20 protein-coding genes are annotated in these 19,178 nt (G+C 45.0%); 8 read left to right on the top strand and 12 right to left on the bottom strand.

From position 1 onward, the window contains the following. The first annotated feature begins 22 nt into the window (after positions 1 to 22). The gene (locus ACLWOR_RS05100) at positions 23 to 1,501 is read left to right on the top strand and encodes a methyl-accepting chemotaxis protein (RefSeq protein WP_413939598.1); all 1,479 of its coding nucleotides are present in this window, start codon (positions 23 to 25) and stop codon (positions 1,499 to 1,501) included. Here ACLWOR_RS05100 and ACLWOR_RS05095 read toward each other — a convergent pair. From ACLWOR_RS05095 to ACLWOR_RS05080, 4 genes are all read right to left on the bottom strand, one after another. Next, entirely contained in the window at positions 1,498 to 2,349 is an 852-nt protein-coding gene (locus tag ACLWOR_RS05095) for a 3D domain-containing protein (RefSeq protein WP_413939597.1), read from the bottom strand. The two genes, ACLWOR_RS05100 and ACLWOR_RS05095, sit on opposite strands and share 4 nt — an antisense overlap. Before the next feature lie 236 nt (positions 2,350 to 2,585). Further along, the gene (locus ACLWOR_RS05090) at positions 2,586 to 3,638 is read right to left on the bottom strand and encodes a porin (RefSeq protein ID WP_413939596.1); all 1,053 of its coding nucleotides are present in this window, start codon (positions 3,636 to 3,638) and stop codon (positions 2,586 to 2,588) included. Between the two features lie 93 nt (positions 3,639 to 3,731). Further along, complete coding sequence (locus tag ACLWOR_RS05085; RefSeq protein ID WP_413939595.1) at positions 3,732 to 4,073, bottom strand: rhodanese-like domain-containing protein; 342 nt, start codon at positions 4,071 to 4,073, stop codon at positions 3,732 to 3,734. After that, entirely contained in the window at positions 4,063 to 5,292 is a 1,230-nt protein-coding gene (locus ACLWOR_RS05080) for an MFS transporter (RefSeq protein WP_413939594.1), read from the bottom strand. The genes ACLWOR_RS05085 and ACLWOR_RS05080 overlap by 11 nt, the downstream gene beginning before the upstream one ends. A gap of 29 nt (positions 5,293 to 5,321) precedes the next feature. Here ACLWOR_RS05080 and ACLWOR_RS05075 point away from each other — a divergent pair, with 29 nt between their 5' ends. Beyond that, entirely contained in the window at positions 5,322 to 6,446 is a 1,125-nt protein-coding gene (locus ACLWOR_RS05075) for a hypothetical protein (RefSeq protein WP_413939593.1), read from the top strand. Between the two features lie 34 nt (positions 6,447 to 6,480). On the opposite strand, the gene ACLWOR_RS05070 is transcribed toward ACLWOR_RS05075, so the two are convergent. Genes ACLWOR_RS05070 through ACLWOR_RS05050 form a run of 5 tightly spaced genes read right to left on the bottom strand, consistent with a single transcriptional unit; the run spans position 6,481 to position 9,505 of the window. After that, complete coding sequence (locus ACLWOR_RS05070) at positions 6,481 to 6,768, bottom strand: DUF167 domain-containing protein (protein ID WP_413939592.1); 288 nt, start codon at positions 6,766 to 6,768, stop codon at positions 6,481 to 6,483. A gap of 15 nt (positions 6,769 to 6,783) precedes the next feature. After that, on the bottom strand, positions 6,784 to 7,326 hold the full coding sequence (locus ACLWOR_RS05065) for a DivIVA domain-containing protein (protein WP_413939591.1): 543 nt from the start codon (positions 7,324 to 7,326) through the stop codon (positions 6,784 to 6,786). A 60-nt stretch (positions 7,327 to 7,386) separates the two neighbouring features. Beyond that, positions 7,387 to 8,223 (bottom strand): pyrroline-5-carboxylate reductase, encoded by an 837-nt coding sequence (proC, locus tag ACLWOR_RS05060; RefSeq protein WP_413939590.1) that lies wholly within the window; start codon positions 8,221 to 8,223, stop codon positions 7,387 to 7,389. A 38-nt stretch (positions 8,224 to 8,261) separates the two neighbouring features. Further along, on the bottom strand, positions 8,262 to 8,921 hold the full coding sequence (locus ACLWOR_RS05055) for a YggS family pyridoxal phosphate-dependent enzyme (RefSeq protein WP_413939589.1): 660 nt from the start codon (positions 8,919 to 8,921) through the stop codon (positions 8,262 to 8,264). Next, positions 8,918 to 9,505, bottom strand: a complete 588-nt coding sequence (locus ACLWOR_RS05050; RefSeq protein WP_413939588.1) for a Maf family protein — start codon at positions 9,503 to 9,505, stop codon at positions 8,918 to 8,920. Before ACLWOR_RS05050 ends, ACLWOR_RS05055 begins: the two co-directional genes overlap by 4 nt. Between ACLWOR_RS05050 and ACLWOR_RS05045 the strand changes: the two genes are divergently transcribed. The 6 genes from ACLWOR_RS05045 to ACLWOR_RS05020 are packed head-to-tail and all read left to right on the top strand — an operon-like array spanning position 9,504 to position 16,244. Then, a complete protein-coding gene (locus ACLWOR_RS05045) occupies positions 9,504 to 10,442 on the top strand; it encodes a type II secretion system F family protein (protein ID WP_413939587.1) in 939 nt (312 codons plus the stop codon). The two genes, ACLWOR_RS05050 and ACLWOR_RS05045, sit on opposite strands and share 2 nt — an antisense overlap. Before the next feature lie 2 nt (positions 10,443 to 10,444). Next, positions 10,445 to 10,792 carry a DUF192 domain-containing protein gene (locus ACLWOR_RS05040; RefSeq protein WP_413939586.1) on the top strand — a complete coding sequence of 116 codons (348 nt, stop codon included), beginning with the start codon at positions 10,445 to 10,447 and terminating at the stop codon, positions 10,790 to 10,792. Beyond that, the gene (locus tag ACLWOR_RS05035) at positions 10,779 to 12,449 is read left to right on the top strand and encodes an FHA domain-containing protein (protein ID WP_413939585.1); all 1,671 of its coding nucleotides are present in this window, start codon (positions 10,779 to 10,781) and stop codon (positions 12,447 to 12,449) included. The genes ACLWOR_RS05040 and ACLWOR_RS05035 overlap by 14 nt, the downstream gene beginning before the upstream one ends. Before the next feature lie 29 nt (positions 12,450 to 12,478). After that, positions 12,479 to 13,570: an FHA domain-containing protein gene (locus ACLWOR_RS05030; protein ID WP_413939584.1), complete on the top strand. Its 1,092-nt coding sequence runs from the start codon at positions 12,479 to 12,481 to the stop codon at positions 13,568 to 13,570. Further along, positions 13,570 to 15,564, top strand: coding sequence for an FHA domain-containing protein (locus tag ACLWOR_RS05025; RefSeq protein WP_413939583.1), 1,995 nt, complete (start codon positions 13,570 to 13,572; stop codon positions 15,562 to 15,564). Before ACLWOR_RS05030 ends, ACLWOR_RS05025 begins: the two co-directional genes overlap by 1 nt. Further along, on the top strand, positions 15,564 to 16,244 hold the full coding sequence (locus ACLWOR_RS05020) for a hypothetical protein (protein ID WP_413939582.1): 681 nt from the start codon (positions 15,564 to 15,566) through the stop codon (positions 16,242 to 16,244). Before ACLWOR_RS05025 ends, ACLWOR_RS05020 begins: the two co-directional genes overlap by 1 nt. Here the strand turns inward: ACLWOR_RS05020 and ACLWOR_RS05015 are convergent. Genes ACLWOR_RS05015 through ACLWOR_RS05005 form a run of 3 tightly spaced genes read right to left on the bottom strand, consistent with a single transcriptional unit; the run spans position 16,231 to position 19,101 of the window. Next, positions 16,231 to 17,400, bottom strand: coding sequence for a hypothetical protein (locus ACLWOR_RS05015; RefSeq protein WP_413939581.1), 1,170 nt, complete (start codon positions 17,398 to 17,400; stop codon positions 16,231 to 16,233). The genes ACLWOR_RS05020 and ACLWOR_RS05015 overlap by 14 nt on opposite strands. Then, complete coding sequence (locus ACLWOR_RS05010; protein ID WP_413939580.1) at positions 17,397 to 17,762, bottom strand: hypothetical protein; 366 nt, start codon at positions 17,760 to 17,762, stop codon at positions 17,397 to 17,399. Before ACLWOR_RS05010 ends, ACLWOR_RS05015 begins: the two co-directional genes overlap by 4 nt. Next, a complete protein-coding gene (locus tag ACLWOR_RS05005; RefSeq protein WP_413939579.1) occupies positions 17,734 to 19,101 on the bottom strand; it encodes a hypothetical protein in 1,368 nt (455 codons plus the stop codon). Before ACLWOR_RS05005 ends, ACLWOR_RS05010 begins: the two co-directional genes overlap by 29 nt. Positions 19,102 to 19,178: the final 77 nt, after the last annotated feature.

Raw genomic sequence — 19,178 nt, 5'->3', positions numbered from 1 at the left:
AATCAAAAATTAGAGGTTTTATATGAATGTATTCGCAAAGGTTCGCTTTTTTAACTTTCTTTCCGTGGGCATCGTCTTGGCGTTATATGTCTGCTTGGGGATCTCTTTTTATTCACAAAAAGAAGTGAATACAGCGCAAGAGGCAAAATTCAAATCAATGATGCTTGCTCAGGATCTGCGTTGGGATTCGGCAAATCTTACTCGTACAGCACGAACTTTTGTGGTGACGGGCGATCCACAATACGAACAACAATATATGGATATTCTGGCGGTTCGCGGTGGTCAAAAAGCCCGCGCGAATGGCAGAACTGTGGATTCCAAAACTTTGATGAAAGAAGCAGGCTTTACTGCTGAAGAATTTGAATTATTGGGTGAAGCAGAAAAGCGCTCTAATGAACTCGTGATCACAGAAACAATTGCGATGAATGCGGCAAAAGGTTTATTTCAAGATGCTGACGGGAAATTTACCGTTAAGAAAGAACCAAACTTGGAATACGCTCGTAAGTTGATGCATGACGAAGCTTATCACAAGTTTCTTGTGACTATTGGTGAACCTATCGCGAAATTTGAACAAGTTTTGGCGGCTCGTACTGAAGCCAGTGTTGTATCTGCCACTTCTCACGCTCAATGGGCTTTGGGTAGCATTGGTGTGATGATTATCTTCCTCTCTATTTCTATGTTCTTTTCATCTCACTCGTTGAAACAAGGCATTCGTTTGCAAACGGAAAGTTTGTCTTCAGCTTATGGTCAAATCCGTAAGTTGGTAAGTGACCTATCAGGTTCAAGCTCGGCCCTCTCTGCGGCTTCAACTGAATCAGCAGCGTCGCTTGAAGAAACAGTGGCTTCACTTGAAGAGCTTTCAAGTATGATTAAGCTAAATGCTGATAATGCGAAAATGGCATCTGACTTGTCACAAGTTTCGAAATCATCTGCTGAAGAAGGTTCAAGTGAGATTTCAAATTTGATGCACTCAATGCAAGAAATCGTGAAGAGCTCTAAAAAAATCGAAGAGATCATCACGGTTATCGACGATATCGCTTTCCAAACGAATTTGCTGGCATTGAATGCAGCGGTTGAGGCGGCACGTGCCGGTGAGCAAGGTAAAGGTTTCGCAGTTGTTGCAGAAGCAGTCCGCGCTTTGGCGCAAAGAAGTGCTCTGTCTGCAAAAGAGATTTCAGGTCTTATTTCTGAGAGCGTGGACCAAATTGAACAAGGTCACCGTGTTGCAGGATCCAGCCATGAAGTTTTGAAAAAGATTTTGGATTCAGTTACGAAAGTTGCAAGCTTGAACAATGAAATTGCAACAGCAAGTACGGAGCAAAGCACAGGTGTATCGCAAATCACTCAAGCGATGAATCAATTGGACCAAGCAACACAAACAAATGCGGCGTCATCAGAGACGATCTCTGAAGCTGCATCAAGTTTGAATGATTCAACTGGTGGATTGACAACGACAATTGTGAACCTTGAGACGTTGACAGGCGTTAAGCGCGCCGCTTAGTTCTGAGTTTGTTGGCGGGGAGCTGGTGGAGCCATCGGAGGCAACACCACTGCTCGCCTGATTCCTGGATATCCTTGACGTACGCGAACAGCCGTTGCTTCTTCCTCAGTTGCCATACGGAATTCAAACTGGTTCGCCTTATTCGCAAAGCCCATTCGCACTAAAATATTATTACGATCACGCAGGCCTTCAAAGCCGGTAAAGAAATCAAAACGGCTGATCCCGACAATAGCAGCTCCGCGGTCGCGCACAATAAAGAAACCGTCGTGGACTTCGCCGGTTGGCATAGTGACTCCGACGATACGAGGAACAAAGATCACATCACCTGGTTTGTAGATTTTGAGATCAGCAGCCACCGTAAAGTAAGGATCTAAGCAACTGTTACGAACACCGTAACCGTAAGGACATTTTTTTGTATCCACTTCTTTAAAGCGTGGAACGTCGTCGGTACCGCGGGCATAGTAGTTGTAAGAGCGGAACTGTCCATTGTCGTAAACAAAGCAAGCGCCTTGCATTAAGCAATTGCGGTAGTCAGGTCCACAAAGGCTTACTAGAACCGCACCTTCTGGTGAAATCATATCGACGATGTCACCGTTACATTTGCTCTTATCAAGGTAAATGGTCGGCTTATAGTAGATTGTCGGGTTGAGAAATGCCATTCCAATAGGTGGCGTCGGTGCAGGCGTCGGAGGTGGTGGAACTGGTGATGGTTCTGGTGTTGGTGCTGGAGCAGGCGCTGGATCAACAGGTGGTTGCGACGGTTCCTGCGAAGCCGTCGCATGCACACAAGCGATCAATAAAAATGAAAGAGAGTATTTAATAAACTCTTTAAGCACGCTGATTCCCATCCCCAAAATGTACCAAAGTTTCTAATTCACTTCTGCCCAAATGACAAAACACATTCACAGCTTGAAATGATTTCCGGGTTTCAAGCATAAAGAAGCGACGTGTTCAGAGCTGAACGGCGATTGGTTTGATCTGAAGCGTGGAGATTATTTTTTGAAAATTGTAGCGTGACAGGCAAATAAAAAAGGCCACGTTCCCGTGGCCTTTTTTGGTGTTCAAATCTGTCTTGAACTAGAGACTATTTCAAGAAATCTGCTAGCAAGCGTGTACCAACAACGATTTCTTGTCTTGAGATATCGCCAAGAGTTTCGTGGTCTTCAGTTGTTGTGTTGTAAGCAATATGGTAGCGGAAAGTATCTTCTTTCTTAGGTACGTACTCAACAACCGCACCGTAGCTCATGAACTTATTTGTCTCAGCAGTGCCGATTTCGCGTTTTTCTTCAGAAGAAATCACTTCAAGACGTGGGATCCAGTTTTCAAAACCTGTGTAAGCAAGTTTACCAACGATAGATGTCACTGTGTCTTTGGCAGTCGTTTCGTGTTCTGACATAAGGTAGTCAAGGCTTGCCATGATAGGAGCAGAGTCCCACTTCACGCCTACAGCATAGAAGTTGTTTTTGTCATCTTCAGATGCATTTAGGATGTGGTAAGAAGCCATAAATTGAAGGGCTTTTTCCATGAAAGCACCTTTATACACAAGACCCATCAAACCGTAGTTTTGAGCAAGTTCGCCACCAATAGTCACGTCTTTTTCTGCGTCCGCAGCCATCAAGAACACTGTTTGACCTTCGAATGTGAAAGCAGCTTTCGCACCAGTCATATACAACAGATCAGTCGTGCCAAGAGTTGTTCCGTCAAGGTTACGACTGTTCGCGCCTTTTTGAGTGTAGAACTCAGAAGTTAAGTAAAGATCAGCGCCACTTGTAGCACCTTCGAATCCGCCAAACTCTGTGTTGTATTTACCGAATGAAATCGAGAAAAGATCACTCATTTTATGAGTCAGGTAAGCAAGCTCAATACCTTTTGGAGTTGCATCACGAAGAGAAGGAACTTGGTCTTTTGTGTAAGCCCAACGAACACGGAATGAAACTTCGTCGTTCAATTTTCCAGCGTAATCCAAGCGACCTGTTTTGAAGTAGAACTTCGAAAAACTTGGAGCATCTGCTGAAGCCGTGTCAGCATCAAAAGTTGTTGAGTTGTAATCGACGCGAGCGTCTAGGTTGAGGCTTCCTGCGAAAGCGCTTGTTGTCATTGCAGAAATAGCCAGTGTTGTTAACAAAAGCTTCTTCATTTATACATCCTTGTTTAAAGTCTCTTTGTTTTAGGGACGAAGTAAGTATGCAATACGTTCGCCCGGTCGCCAAGACACAAATTTAAGGATATGTTAATTGCCGCCCTGTCGCTCGAGGTCGATGCCTTTGACTCCACCTTTAACATAATAAACGTTGATGCATCCGGCTTTTTCCAGTGCCGTCACTACGGGTCCACTGCGGCTGCCATCATGATCAATCACGACCACCGCATAATGGTTCGGAAGTTTCTTTTCGAGCACTTTGCTGACAGCTTCACTTGAGGAATTGCAGTCAATTGTAACGTTTTGCAGATGTTGCGCGACGAAACCTTTATAAATATGGCTCAGATCTGCTCCCATATTTATAAGAATAAAAGGCACGCGGCCTTGAACAAGATTGTCGAATTGGAAAAAACCAAGCTGATTAAGATCCATGTGTAGCCACCCGTGCATGATCAGGAATAAAACGATAAACTGACAAAACTATAACAATTGCGGCAAGGGCCATCAAACCTGACGCCCAAAAAGGGGCCGTGATGGCCAAGTGTCCGTATAAAAAACCACCGATTGCAGGACCGATGATACGGCCAAGGGACGCCATACTTTGAGTGACTCCCAACGCGGCACCTTGTTCTTTTGCTTCTGCAAGCAAGCTGATACTTCCCAAGGTCGAAGGATTGGTCAGGCCGTTTCCTAAAGAAAGCAAAGTCATGGTTAACGCCATCATCGGGATATTTGGCGCAAGAGCGATACCCGTGAGTCCGATCGCAAACAAGATCAATCCCAAACGTAAAACTTTACGCTCGCCCCATTTTGGAAGAAGTCGACGGACCAAAAAGCCTTGAGTAAAGATAATGATCACACCGATATAAGCAAATCCGAAGCTGACTTGCTTTACATCCCATTGAAACTTTTCGCCCATAAAAAGAATCAATGTCGCTTCCATGGAAGACATGGCAAGAGACGCCAAAAAGAAAACGGAGAGCAAAGAGCCAACTGTTTTGGTATTGAGGTAATGCCACAAAAGAGAAAAACGTTTTTTCTTCGCTGCTGATTCACTTTTTTCATTCAAAGATTCTTTTAGGAATTTCAAACCAAAAAGGAAGTTGGCGATGCAGAGACCTGCGACCCAGTAAAAGGCAAATGAAGTATCAAAGTGTGGTTCAGAAGAAATGTGACGACCCCAAACCGCCAAGCCACCTCCCAGTGCCGGACCAAAAACAAAGCCTAATCCGAATGCAGCCCCAATGAGGGCCATGCCTTTTGAGCGTTCATGTTTGGGAGTAATGTCGGAAATATAAGCCGATGCTGTTGAAAGACTCGCTCCAAAAAAGCCAGCCAGTGCGCGCGCGATAAACAACCATTCTAATGAACGGGCCCACGCAAAGAGAACATACGAAAGCGCTTCGCAAACCAAGCAGAAAAGCAAGATAGGACGACGTCCCCATCTGTCACTTAACTGGCCCCAAAAGGGAGAAAACAAAAATTGCATCAAAGAATAGACAGAGAGAAGCAGTCCAGTTTCTAATGCAGTCGCACCGAAATCACGACTCAAAATCGGAATGATGGGAATAACTACACCAAAGCCCACAAGATAGAGGAAAACGGTGAAAAAGATAACGGCGAGCTGTGATTTGTTTGATGTCATCGTCATAGGGTGTTTAATATTAGGAAGTGATGAAAATGGCAAATAAACTTCAGAGCTTAGTGCTTCTCTCAGGCATTCTTTTGTCGGCTTCGGGAGCCCTCGCTTTAGACAACTACAAAGAATTTAAAAGAGATACTTGGGATTTCCAGCTCGGCACCAATTACTTTAGTTCTGAGGCGAATTATGACTCCTCAGGTAAGAAGCAAAACCTGGTTTCCGGTGCAAAATACACGCTCTTGGATTTCAACTTCGAAACTCGTTACACTCCACGTCGCGACTGGTCAGTGTTTGCATCAGGTAACATCGGGAACTCGGAAAGTGATAATACTGTTGCGAAAAGAACCAATAGCACATTCACAGAGATCATGGCCGGCGCTGAATTTATGGCTTATTCGGAAATGTTTGATTTGATTCCTGAGTTCGGCTTGGTCGTACCCATTGAAAAGGTCGACATGAATTCCGATAGCTCCTTGAATTCGGAAGGTGTCGTCCAAGCTTGGGGTCGTTTGGTTGCGCAAAAAGATTTCGGTCCAGCTCGTGGATATGGTTGGATTGGATTTCAATATCGCGGTGATGGTCGTTCTTATCTGATGCCTTGGGGTTTTGGAGCACAAATCAAAGCATCTCGAGTCCATTTTGGTGGTGAGGTTTTTGGTTCTCAAAGCATCAGTGATGATGAAGACAAGGGTACCTTCAAAGAAACCACACGATTGACTTATCTCAATCAGGTGAATGCGGGTTCTTTGAAATTTTACTCGATCAATCCTTCGATCATCGACACGAAAATCTATGCTGATATCGTGATCAATCCGCAGTGGACACTGCAAGTAAACGGTGGGATGACCTTAGCGGGTAATAATGCGGCTGACGGATTTCATGTGGGTGGATTTATTCGTTACTCTTACGACATGGCATCGGGATACGTGGAAAGACCTTATGCTCCTGTGAACAGTCCGGTCCCAACCCAACGTTCGGAAATGCATGATCGCTCTGATACGCAATTAAGCTCTGAAAAGAAGGTGCAGCAGTTCCGTGAAGACACCGATGATGGGGTTTCACAAGAAGAGTTCAAAGCTCGTCCGACGAAACCACCCAAAAAGAAAGTTCGTCCCGCTGACACCGGCGATTTCCCTCTCCAGTTGAAGAAAAAACGAAGATAATTAAGTCACTCGAAACAAATCAAGATTGAGGCAGCTATTGATTTGACTTCATAAGGGTGTGGGCCTTTTGGAGGTCCGCACCAAGAATTTCGACGACCTTGTGACGATTCGTTTCGCCTTTTACCAGAGTGATATCACGCTTTGGAATATCAAAAATATCAGACAGAAATTCGATCAAGCCTTCGTTAGCTTTGCCATCAACAGGTGGGGAGGTTAGTTTGATTTTGATTTCGCCGTTGTGAGGTCCGATGACTTCGTTTTTCGAGGCTTTGGGCTGAATAAAAAGGTGGAGTCGAACTCCACCTTGAATTGATTCAATCATTTCTGGGGAAAACAACTATTCCGCTGAAAGTGGAGACACGTTCGTTGAGCGACCTGTGTTTCCTTGAGGACCTTGAGCGATGTTGTGATTAGGAAGTTGCATTTGTGGCATGTACTTTTCACCTTGTTCAAGCAAAGACAAATGAGCTTGAGCCAAAGCTTTCAAGTTCGCTTCAAATTGCATACGAGCGCGTTTCAATTCCGTGACTTCTTGGTACATCTTTTTCAAAGAGTCACGAGAATCACGAGTGATGATTTCGGCTTTTTGCTGAGCATCTGCCACGATCAATTTTGCTTCACGTTCTGCATCTTGACGAAGGCGATCTGCCATCTGACTTGCTGTCGCGATCGTTTCTTTCAAAACTTGATCACGCTCTTTATACTCCATCAAAGAGAGTTCTTTTTCGCGAAGAGCTTCTTTCAAAGCGTTCTTCTCTTGGATTAGAGATTCCATTTGTGCAGCGATCTGTTGAAGGAAATCCGTCACTTCATCAGAATCAAGTCCCATCATCTTTTTTCCAAAAGATTTATGCGCGATATCGATAGGAGTAATCTTCATCTTGTTCCTCCTTGAACAATAATGCTTTCAGGATAATTTCCGTCCCTGTCTTCGGGCAAGCTATTTGATTTCTTTCGCCATTTCTTTGTTTCTCATCGCCGCTTTCTCAAAGCTAATGCGAAGAGCGCGTTCGATTTCAAGTTCTCTCATAGACTGAAGTCCAGCAGCGGTGACGCCCTTTTTAGAAGTCACTTTGTTCTGCAAGTCCTCAACACCTTCGCGGGCTTGCGCGGCCAACAAAGAAGCGCCCACAAAAGTTTCAATTGTCATAAGACGAGCTTCTTCTGGGGAGAAGCCATGCTCTTCAATCCAATCTTGCCAGTACATCATCATTTCAAAAACAAAGCCGGTTCCACTAGAGCAAGAAACCATCAAAGCTTCAAACTGATCTTCATCACCAACTTGAATCACGCGGCCTAATGGCAAGAAAAGATCTTCAACTGTGTCAGACAAAGCTTGGTCGGCATCGTCGTTTACAAGATAACCAATGACACCTCTGCCGATCAATGACGGCGTGTTCGGCATCACACGAGCCAGGCGCGCGCCATGGGTGAATCTTTCCAGTTGTTCCATGCGAACACCAGCAGCGACGCTGATTAAAACTTTGGATTCATCCAAGCTTCTGCCAATCGGTTCTAGTGCGGTGATAAAATCTTGAGGTTTGACCGCCAAAATCACAATGTCACAGTGATCGACAAGTTCGCCGTTACTTTCCATCGCGTTGATTTGATATTGCTCAACAAGCTTTTGCAGTTTTCCTGGTGAACGATTGGTTGCAAATATATGTCGAGCGGGAATGCCCCCTTCAATCAAACCACGAATCATGGCTTGTGCCATGTTTCCAGCCCCGAGAAATCCAATTTTTTGTGCTTTTAAGAGGGGATTAGTGACGTTCATTACGAGCTCCTGGCAACAACATTATCTGCGTATTTAGGTTATCGTTTCGTCGGACGTTCGCCAAATAAAATAGTCCCAAGACGCACGATGGTGGCCCCTTCGGAAATGGCCACAGCATAATCATGGCTCGTGCCCATTGACAGCTCTGTCAGTGGGTGAACTTGAAGGTTTGTCTTGTTTTTTAACTCGGCTAAGAGATCGTGCAACTCCTTAAAGTAGGGACGCACTTCCTCACCAGTTTCGGTTAATGGTGGCATGGTCATCAGGCCTTTTATTTTCAGTCCCGGAAGCAGAGTCAAAGCCTCCCATGAATTCGACAGGCTTTCTTTATCAAAACCGCTTTTGCTTTCTTCCAATGCCAAATTCACTTGAATCAAAATGCTTTGCTGAATGCCTTTGTTCACAGCGATTTTGCTTAAACTCTCGGCCAGCGCCAGGCTGTCCACAGAATGAATCAATGCAAATTTGCCGACAACCATTTTGGCTTTATTTTTTTGGAGGTGCCCAATCAGATGCCATTCAATTTCAGGTAAATCTGCCAGCAACTCGATTTTTTCCAACGCTTCTTGTACGTAGTTTTCACCAAAACGTCGTTGGCCTTCATGGTATAAATGGCGAATTTTATGAGGGGATTGGAGCTTAGAGACAGCGAGAATTTTCGCGTCGCCTGCATTTTTTTGAATCTCGCGCAGACTCATAACGACCTCGTCAGCTTTTGTAACATCTCTTGCACCATTTTTACTGGCAATCCGACGACGTTATCAAAAGGTCCTTCAAATTTTTCAACGAAGCGACCTCCTAGACCCTGAATCCCGTAAGAACCGGCTTTGTCCATCGGTTCTCCGGTCTGGATGTAGGTCCAGATTTCCTCATCAGTCAGAGTTTTGAAGAAAACTTTAGTCGTTTCAATTTGAGACAGGACCTTCGAAGAGGCACTGTCGATCATGCAGACAGCGGTCTTAACTTCGTGAACATTCCCAGACAAAAGTTTGAGCATTCTGAAAGCATCCTCGCGATCCGAGGGTTTTCCAAGCGGCCCCCCTCCGAAAATCACCTCTGTGTCGGCGGAAATCACGATGAAAGGTGTTTTTCTGCTAGACTTAAGAAGGGGCAATGCTCCCTCGGCTTTTCTTCGGGCAATATCTAAAATCTGATCGTTTACATTCAGGTTTTTGTTAGGAATTTCCGATACTTTAACTGAAACCACGTCAAAAGAAAAACCGGCATCTGTGAGAAGTTGGCGGCGACGTGGAGACTCTGATGCCAATACAAGTGGTGTCATGAGTTCACTTGAACACAAAGAGGCGGAAATGGGAAGCGCAGAATTAATGCTCATTCTGGGTTTGGTGCTCGCAGGAGTCGCCGTCTTCCTATTTGTCAGTTCCATCTTTGCAAGCAATCAAGATAAGCAACAGTTGTCATGGGCGAACAATGACGAGCCTGTTAAATCTAAGAATCCAATCATCAATTTCTCACGTCCACTCGTGCATCAGTTCACTTTGCAGCATGCTATGCGCATTCGCAGTGAAGGTTATCGCAAACGTGTGCGCAAATATATTCTGACTTCCGGTTTGTCGTCAGAGCTGAACGAAGATGAATTCATTGGTTTGCAATTGTTGTGGGGAATTCTGTTCCCAATCTTTTTGTACATCATGAACTTCTCGCTGCAGTTGGGATTTTCAACGCCGATGATTTTTGGTTTGGGCTTGATTGGTTTCTATTTACCACAAGTTCATGCCAAAGGTGAAAAGAAGCGCCGTGAGCTTTCTGTGCGCGCAGACCTTCCGTTCTTTATCGATTTGTTGGCCTTGTCGGTTGAAGCTGGTTTGGACTTTTTCTCAGCTATCCAAAAGATCGTCGATAAAGCGCGTGGTACAGACAGTGTTTTGGCAGATGAGTTGGCAACGGTTTTGAAAGATATCAAAGTGGGTGCCTCCAAAACCCAAGCTCTGAAAGACATGAGTGAACGTCTGGACATGAATGAAGTGACAAGCTTTGTTGCAGTCCTTGTCGATGCAGAAGCGTCGGGTGCCAGCATTTCCCAAGTATTGAAAGATCAATCGGTGCAAATGCGACTTGAAAGATTCGTTAGGGCAGAGAAGGCCGGAGCGAGAGCTTCGCAGACAATCTTGATTCCTTTGATGCTCTTTATTTTGCCGGCGGTATTTATCATCGTGTTTGGTCCAGTCGCCGTTTCATTTATGAGCGGCGGGAAGTAGGAATGATGAAGTTAGAGAGTAAAACAAAAAATCTAACTCTGATTGAGCACCTCGAGGTGGCTGAGAGCTTTTTGGCTCGTGGCAAGGGCCTTTTGGGTCGCAGCTCATTGGGGGCGGATCAGGCTCTCTGGATTCATGACTGTAATAGTATTCATACGTTTTTTATGAAGTTCGCGATTGATTGTGTATTTGTGGATAAATCGCTCAAAGTGAAAGCGATTTATGAAAATGTTCAGCCATGGAGATTGGTCTTGCCAATCTGGGGTGCGCGTTCGGTTGTCGAAATGGCAGCAGGCAGTGCTCGTCGGTTGAATATGAATGTGGGAGATCAATTGAATGTGGTCACTTAGAATACTGACCGGCCCACAAGCCGGCACCATTATCGAACTGAAGATGGGACGAAATGTAATCGGTCGTGCCCCTCAGTGCGATATTAAAATGACAAGCCCGGGTGTTTCGAAGGAGCACACCGAGGTGATGGTTTATAAAGATAAAATCGTTATCACGGATTTGAAATCCAGCAACGGGACCTATCTGAATGGTGTCCGTATGCAAACAGGCATTCTACGTTTGGGTGATAAGTTAGGAATTCACGAGATCCTTGTTGATGTGATTCCAACTCCGGATATTCGCCCCGCCCAAACTTCTGCTTCACAAGCAGCGGCCAATCATTCTGTGTCAGTACCTTATTATGGTGGAGGTGCAGCTCCGGCAATGCCACCAATGCCACAAAGTATTCCGCAAGGAATGCCACAACCCATGATGGGCGTGCCAGGTGCTCAACCGGATATGATGGGAGCCGCACCTGCGCCAGCACCGGCTTATCATCCGGGCGGCGTAAAGGCGATTATTGAGAAAGTTCAAAATTATATTGAGCAAGTGGCTTTACCTGGAGTTTACAAACTTCCGCAGTTTGTTGAACTGAAGATGGTTCTGCTGGGCTTTATTGTGGTCTTTATCTTTACGACAACGTTACTTTCCATGATTCCAATGGTGCAAATCACCCGCGCGAGTATCGTAAATGAAAGTAAACGTCGTGCCTCCTCTATCGCAAGAACTGTTGCGACTTTAAATGCGACAGCATTGTTGCAGAACAGCTATTCGTCACTGAGTACGAACGCGGCAGAAACTGAAGACGGTGTGAAACAAGTTCTGATTGTTCAACAGTCAGATGGTATGATCTTAGCTCCAGCAACACGCGCGGGAACAACACCTGACTTGCCGTTTGTACACGTGGCTCGTCGAGAAATGCGACCTCAATCCGTTGAGGTAGATTCTTCCACAATCGGTGCTAGCTTCCCAATTGGACTTTTTGATCCAAATACGGGTGAGCAAGTCGTAAGAGCTCATGCGATTGTTCTGTATGACATTGGTAGCCTGGCCTTTGATGATGGCCGTGCGATCAGTCTTTTCATGCAGACATTCTTGATTGCTTCATTAATTGGTCTTGTCCTGTTCTTCTTTATGTACAAGCTGATTGAGTATCCGATCAATGTTTTGAACGGACAGCTGGATACAGCGATGAGAGAGAAAACAGATAATACTGAAGTGCCATTTATGTTCCCACCACTTCAGGCTTTGATTGGAAATATCAACAGTCTGTTAACAAGATATATCCATGGTGGGGGCGAAGCGGGCGGTGGAGCTGCCGGCTTTATTAATAAAGACGGCGAGGCTGAAAACCTCGTGCAAATGATCGGTTTCCCTTGTGTGACGATTTCACGCGAAGGACGTATGATTGCTTGCAATACAGCTTTTGCACAAATTTTGCGTTCTGATACTTCAGCGATTCAAGGGCACAGCTACAAAGCTTTACCAGATATCGCTCTTCAACAAAACGTTGAAGGCTTGATGGCGCGTGTTCGTGATAATCCGGCTGTGTTACAGAATGACCAATTGGAATTTAGCGGACACCTCTGTGTTTTAAGTTGCCAAGGTATGTCTTCGTCAGCGGGCGAAGTCGATTACTATGTATTGACGATTTCACCAGCTGAGGGAGGTTCTTAATGGGAGCTGCTCCAAAGGTGAAGGAGAATATGAAATTTGATTTAGCAGTGGTTAAAGGTCCGCATGCTGGATTGAAGGTCTCTTTTACAAAGGGAGTGGCAACTATTGGTCGTGGTCCAGAGAACGATGTGGTTCTGGCTAACGATCCTCGTATCAGTCGTCAACATGCTGAAATTAAACAGCGTGGTTCTGATTTTATCGTGGTGAATTTGAGCAGCAAAAACTTTGTGATGCTCAATGGACAAAGTATACAGTCGGAAGTGCTTGCAAAAGGTTCAACCTTGCAGATTGGCGACAGTGAAATTCGTTTCGATTACGATGCGCCACTGTTAGAACCCAATCCACCTCCGGCTCCTGCTTCACACGTGGCTTTGGCGCCAATGCCTCCACCTGTGCCGACAGCGCAGCAACAAAATGCCGCGATGATGCCGCACCCTCCACAGCCACCGCCATTTAATCCGGCAGCAGCTGCGGGACCAGCGGCTCCTTATCAGCAACGTCCTATGGCGCAACCTCAATACGGCATGGGTGCAAATCCTGGAGCAGCTCCTCGTCGGGCACCGGTTTCTCACGGTGGTGGAAATTCTCGTGCACGCTTCTATGGAATTATTGCTGTCGTCGTTGTCGCGGGTTGGTTCCTGTTCTCTCCTTCTAAAAAGAAGGAAGTTAAAGATGCCAATGCGATTCGTAGTTCTGTGATTTCAATGCAGGATGTGGCAGACGCGGATAAGCGTTCTCAGGAATTGCTGACAATTAAAAAAGAAAAATACGATTCTGTTCAATATCGCAGAGCCCATGAAAATTTTGTTCGTGGTTTCCGCGATTTCCAACAAGGTCAATATGCACGTGCGCGTGAGGCTTTCCAAGTGGTTCTGAATCTTGATCCGGAAAATGAATTGGCAAAACGTTATTTGCACCTCTCTCAAATTAAATTTGATGAGTTGGTAAAGTTTAATATGATTCAGGGCAATCGCTATCGGGAAAAACGGAACTGGAGAATGTGTCAGTCGAACTATTCAAATGTCATGACGATGCTGCAAAATCGCAGGGACGATCCGACATTTAAAGAAGCCAAACAATTCTACGAAGAATGTACTTTGAATGTGGAGGGCCGTTTCTAATGGCTCGTCTCAAGGTCCGCCTTCGTGGTAAACAGGTTTATGAAGTCGGTCTCCAAGAAGATCGTGCTTATATCGCCGGTCGTAAGGAAGATTGCGATATCGTTTTGCAACCTGAAAAAGGTATTTCTCGCGAGCACTTCAAAGTTGCCATGACCAACGGCGCTTGGACCGTGGAAGTGATTTCTCGTTATGGAGAAGTTTTCCATAACGGTGAGCAAGAGCAACAATTCGCGCTTCAACACGGATCTGCATTTACTGTTCCGCCTTATGATTTTGAATTTTTGATGACGTCTGATGAGGCCATGGTGGCTTCAGGTGGGGAGAACCTGCCTGCGGTTCAGGGTTCTTCAGATGAAAACTCTGGAGACGTGGGCGGTGACAAAACTGTGATTGGAGTCGCACCGAGTGCGGCTTATATCAAAATCACCGATGCTGCAAATGACGCCAAAGAATTGATTCGTTTGGATGCGGGTGATTCTTGGATCGCTGGTCGTGAATCGACTTGCCATATTCATATCAAAGACCCAAGAGTGAGTCGCCGTCAGTTTGAAGTTCGTCGTGCGGGGTCTCAGTACACGATTATTGACCTGGGCAGCGTGAACGGAACTTTGGTGAACGGAAATCCGATTTCCTCCTCTGAGCCAACGACATTGCGCAGTGGAGATGCGATCAGCGTTCTGGATAACTATTTGTATTTTGAATTGCACGATGCTGGTTTCCAAAGTCGTTTGGAGATGGTGAATATTGCTCCGCCAAATCCATTGGTGGCGCGAACGGATCAAATGCCAATGTATCAGGGTGGCGAGATGGCGCCGATGCCATACCAACAACAATACCCTGCTCATTATCAAGGTCATGCGGTGGGAGCTGCGCTGCCTCAGCAACCAGCGGGTCTTTTAAAAGGCAAATTTGATTTTGAAAAACACAGAATTAAAGTCATTGGTGGGGCAGTTGCCTTGCTTGCCGTGGCTTATTTCTTTAGCGGCGGTGAAAGTTCAAATGCTCCGAAAACCGGTGCAGGAGTGGTGGCTCCAGGATCTCCGCAAGAACTTTTTGCGAAGCTCAAACCTGAACAGCAAGCTTTGGTTCGTCAGCGCTATAAAGACGCGAAGAATCTCTATATGCAAGGGAAGTATCAACTTGCTCAGGATGAAATTGTTAAAATTCAGGAATTAGTTCCGGATTACGAAGATATCAAAGAGATCGAACGTCTCTCAAAAGAAGCAATTTTTATTCAGGAGCAGCAACGCCGCCAAGAAGAGCTAGAAAAGGCGCGTGCCGAAGCTGAAGAAAAGATTCAAAAACAAGTGGCCGAATGTCAGAAAAAGATCAATCCGAATGTCACAGTCGCTGAAATTGATGACTGTATCAGCCCGGTTTTGCAATTCAATCCTGATCATCCCAAGATCATGGAGCTAAAAGCTCAAGCCGAATCACTGACAGCGATTCGTGAAGCTAAACAGGCTGAGCGTGCCGCTTATCAATCACAAGTGGCTCGCTTAAAAAGCCTTTTTGATAAAGCTCAAGGCGTGCATAAGACGGGAAAACCGTTAGATGCCATCACGGCTTACGAAAAAGTCTTGGATGCGAAATTACCAGATCCAAGTGGTCTGAAAGATTCTTCACGTCGAAATATTGCTTCGATCCGTCAGCAGATGAATTCAAAAACAGCGACTCTTCAAGCTGAAGCTGACAAGTTCTATCAAGAGCAAAACATCAAAGGCGCGATCTTGGCTTTACGTAAAGCACGAGCATTGGATCCGACCAATACGGAGCTGCCAGAGAAGATCGAACGCTATACGGTTGAGCTTCGCAAGCAAATGATGTCGTTGTACCAAGAAGGTATTTTGGAAGAAAGTTTTGGTAACGTCGAGGGTGGTGAATCCAAAGCGGGTGCCAAAGACAAATGGAAGAAAATCATGGAACTCGACGTGCCAGAGGGCGAATACTACAAAAAGGCCTACATCAAGTTGAAGAAATACGGAGCTCTCTAGTGAAATTGATTGAAAGATCCTACAGCACGAAAATGTTGCGACCTCGTCCGTTGATTCATTCCGAGGATGACGGCAGTCTTGTGGTCATTGCGACAAGTTGGGGCCAGCCAGAGCACGGCCAGCGTGCACTTGATGAAGTTGTCAAATATGTTGGTGCTGCGAAATCAGATGTCGAAGTGACTTCACCGTTTGAATTTTTGGCCTGTGTTCCAGATGAAGTGAACTATGTGCGCACGGCTCTATTGCTCGCAAATGATCTTCTTTATCGCGGAGAAAACAAGATGGAGTATTTCTCGGGAGTTGAAATCCTGGCTATGTTCCGCCGTGGTAATATGCTGGCTTGGGCGCAAGTAGGAAACCCAAGTATCTTCGCGCAACGTACAGGCAAGCGTTTGCAACCCTTGCAGATGGGTCTGGACTTATCCACAGAGTTCAATACCCAAGATAAAACACTGCCGCCGATTCCGACGGAACTTTTGGGTTTAGAACCTAGTTGTAACATCAAATGCGGGCACTCGGTATTAAAAGCCGGTGAGCAAGTGGTTCTTTTGTCAGCATCGGCCATTGCCAACTCGCTTTTAAATCGTGAGCCTGGAAAATTTGATCTGAATATCATCACGCAAAAGATGATCCAAGAAGATCCCGAAGCCCCATTTTGGTTAGGGCTTATTGATCTGTAGTTGGTGTGCAGGTAAAGCTGGATTCAGACTTCAATTTCCAAGATAAACCCTTTAGATCAAAGCTATAAACTTCTTCCCAAACGTCTATGGATTGAATGCGATCGTTCTGAATTTTTACACGAATGCTATTTCGCGAATTGCGAATCTGAGTATTGGATTTTTCAACCAAAGTAATTTCGACCATACCGCCACGAGAGATGAAAGATTTCGATTTCTCGTCTGAGAATGTAAAGTCTCGAGTCACGGTACGATCTTTAATTTGCGCTGAAATTTTAATTTTTGATTGAGTCAAATCCACTACATAGGAACATGATTTTGGAAGGGAACCCGTTTGTTGTTCGCTTTCCAAGTATTCGAGCATCTCTTTGGCGGTGAATTCTTTATTGTAAGCCTCGTGCAAAGATTTTTGCTGTTCTGCGGATACGAATTCACCGAAGCCCATGCTCTGCAGGTCTTGCACGAATGACGCTAAGTCATTGCGGAATTGTTTTTCTAGAAGGCGAGTGGTCATCGTGCGAATTTGTTCGTAATCCACGCTATCAATTTGCAGAATGTTTTTACCTTCTAGCTTGTTTTTGATGCGTTCAAAGCCATCCAAATAATTTGGATTTAACTTTTTCTTATATTCTATGCTGCGCGAAATTTTTATACCCATGAATGCTTCGTGGATCAAAAGTGTTTCTTGCGCTTCTTCCGACATTTTTTCGAAAGATTTTTTATCGATCCAAACTTCATAAATATTTTGCAGGGCCAGTTGCTCGGTTGCAAAGGCGACGCTCAGATTTTCGGAGCTAATGGTAGAAAGTTTTTGATCCACCATGTGCCAGATTTTCTTTTTAAAGACGCCCTCAAGATCAGAAGCGAGATCTGGAATTGTGTTACGCAGTTCTTCTAGTAACGGTTCAATCGTTTTTTTGTAAACCGCGAGTTCGGACACTTTGAATTTGTGATTTTCAAGGGCAACGCCATCAAGCCCATTACCGCCACCACTGTGACCCGTTCCATTGGATTGAGTTGGATTACCATTGCCCCCAGGGCTTGCCGGCCCTTGCGGCACCGACGTCGGATCTGACGGATTGCCATTGGTCCCAGCAGTTTTCTGCTGAGTGCAACCGGCTCCGATTAAAATGATAAGGCCAATCAACAAATGCTTCATAATTTAAATTCAGTTACTTTCAAATCTTCTAAATTAATTTGCCATTCTTTACTGTTCGCAGGATCTTTAACAACGAGCTGCTTCGACGTATCATTGAAGAAAACTGTTTTCCCTGACCATCGTTGCAACTCTTTATTTTTTGATTCATCACTGATCACGAGTTCCGACTTCGGAATCACCCAAAGATTTGCATAAGACGATTGATCCGCTTCTACACCTTTAAGGCGTAGGCAAACTTTGCTCGCTGTACAGTGTTGCATTTCGTATCCTTTGATGCTCGCTCCCGCAAATGCAGAAGCGCTGCCGAACAGAATCGGCAGCGTCAAAGTGATCTTACTCGCAAGTTGAATCAATAAGTTCATCCGCGTTTCCTTCAGGAAGTAGTCCACCAAGAGTTGTATCTTTGAATCCTTTGTATTTAGCGCATTCGTTCAACGAAGTTGGCTTAAATGTTTCTTTCAAATCTTGGATTGGGTTACTCCAAAGAACAGAGTAGTTCACGAGCGCCGTCTTTTTCGTAACACCCCAATATGGACCGTAACCGTTGTTTTCGTCGTTGACCCAACCTTCGACTTCGAATGTAGTTGTAACAGGCCCATTCAAAGCTCTGTCCAATTTCACAAGGACCTGTTCAACGGCGCGAGTGTCTTCGATACAGAATTCACCAGGTACGACGTGACCTCTTCGTGCATGAGGTTTTTTCGTGCAAAGACGATCTTGGTATTCGATTGCCCATTTAGCTGCAGCTTTTAGATCCGTTCCCAATTCTTTGATGAAAGAGAAAGCTTGGTCTTTACGGAGTGTCAGGAAGTTTTTCTCTGACATAATCAGTTCCATTGCTTCATCAGGAGTGCGGTTTTCAAGTTTTTTTGCAAGCTTTTCGTAACCCTCAAGTGAGTAGTTTGTGTAAGGCAAAAGATAGAGAACATATCCTGCATAATATTGTTGCATCACCAAAAGGTCTGCGCCGTTTACTTTTGCTGTCCAAAGATTTTTACGGAAATCCTTATCGCAGATAAGTTCCATTTTATCGCCGACAGTTTGTACGTAGCAGGCATCTTCATTTTCGCGATCTTTGATCAGGTCGGCGAAAATTGTGGGATTGAGATTTAATGTCAAAGAAACATCGCTATTCTTTTTAAACCAACGAACCGATTCGATAAAGGCGTTGCGAACTTCAACCAAAGCATCTTGGGCTTCTTTTTCAGTCGTGATGTTTTGTTTTCCGGACGCCATCGCAAAATCAAGAATTGGCGATTGTGGAGCGGCTTCCAATAGTTGTTTGAATTCCGCTTCTTGACCGCGCTGTTCGAATCCTGGTTTTAATCGCGCCGCCATACCTTTTAAAGTCATCATCGGGCGAAGCACGTTTTTATAGAACAAAGCTCTTTTGTTGGTTGGATCTTTATGAAGAGCGATATCGAAAATTTGATCGGCAAGATGGAAGCTAGATGCCGAGATCAATTGTTCACCGGCAATTGCGATTTCTTCCGCAGAAGCGATTTTCATTTCAGGTTTGGCGTTTTCAGATGTTTCGCCATCTTTTGCGGGAACCGGAACTTCAGCTTCTTTCGTTTTAGGATCGACAACAAGAATAGGATCCGCTTTAGGCGAACCTTTCTTTTGATCTTTAGAGTCGCAAGCCACAAGGTTTGCGCACAAAGCAGTCGCTACGATCAGTGTTAAGAGTTTCGAGTTCATGTAAATCTCCTTCTTGTCGATGGTTTTGACAAGGACCCTAAAAATGGCGCGCGTTGGGACCCGAAGCTCCAGTTATT

The organism is Bdellovibrio sp. HCB2-146 (assembly GCF_047345725.1).
In the GTDB taxonomy this organism is placed as follows: domain Bacteria; phylum Bdellovibrionota; class Bdellovibrionia; order Bdellovibrionales; family Bdellovibrionaceae; genus Bdellovibrio.
This window is presented reverse-complemented; position numbering and strand designations above follow the sequence as displayed.